At 48.5% G+C, this 1,025-nt stretch carries 1 protein-coding gene; it reads right to left on the reverse strand.

From position 1 onward, the window contains the following. Nucleotides 1-165: 165 nt before the first annotated feature. The gene (locus LKE08_RS00305; protein WP_324702198.1) at nt 166-837 is read right to left on the reverse strand and encodes a DUF726 domain-containing protein; all 672 of its coding nucleotides are present in this window, start codon (nt 835-837) and stop codon (nt 166-168) included. Nucleotides 838-1,025: the final 188 nt, after the last annotated feature.

A 1,025-nucleotide genomic window follows, 5' to 3' on the forward strand; every position in this document is an offset into this window, starting at 1 on the left:
CATTGTCGCCGATGGGGCGGGAAATGTCAACCCCTATTTCCAGAAATTTCGCGATTTTTTCTCGACTTGAAGCGATCACAAAATTCCCGGACTCGGCGATGATAACTGCGAATTTTGACGGGGTGGCGATCGCCTATTGCCTTAAGTCATACGGAGGCGATCGCGTTACCAATATCGCCGTCCCACGGTTTGCGGTAAAATGCTCAAATAATGTCGTTCTTTGTGACTTGATGTTCCCATCAAACTGGTAGCGTTAATATTGATAATTTTGGGATGACGATCTTCGATGGGTTTCAAACCGCAGGGACTTCTCAAATACAGTTCTCCCACCTTAAAAATCAAGTCCAGAATTTCGTCATCCGAATTGTAGATATTGATCAGATGTCCCCTCAACCCAGATGCCCGAATTCCCCATTCTTTGTTGCGGCGAACCGCTCCGCCCAACAGGATGACGTCATCGACGGGTTTGGGACAGTCGGAAAGGTGGGCGAGTCCGTCATAAATGACCCGCGCACCGAGGGAATAGCCGATTAGAGATATCGACTTTTCGGGTAAGGTTGAAATCATCGAACTGAGATGGTATTTTCCCACCCGTTCGGCGCGTTTTTTCACCCGTTTCCACCGCCGGTGAATGCAAATTCTATTCCAGGCTGAATTTCCGGGAGATTCCCACCAAAGATGATAAATTGAACCTTTCCATCCTGCCTGTCTGATGGCGTCAATCCAGAACTGTTTGTTCTTTACGAAGCCTTTTTCCGACAGGTATCCCCTGAGAATTACTAGGGCTTCCGAACGGCCGCGATTGCTCTCGACTCGCACCAAGTTGGGATGGTCCATATTGATTCAGTCCGCAGATTTCGCAGATTTTCGCAGATGGGGAGTTGGGGTGTTGAAATAAAAATCAAGCGCACGGGCGTGTTGCCCCCACGATTTCATTGTCGCCGATGCGGCGGGAAATGTCAACCCCTATTTCCAGAAATTTCGCGATTTTTTCTCGACTTGAAGCGATCGCATCTCTAGCTATA

This window comes from Lyngbya sp. CCY1209 (genome assembly GCF_035615495.1).
Classification (GTDB): Bacteria; Cyanobacteriota; Cyanobacteriia; order Cyanobacteriales; family Microcoleaceae; genus Limnospira.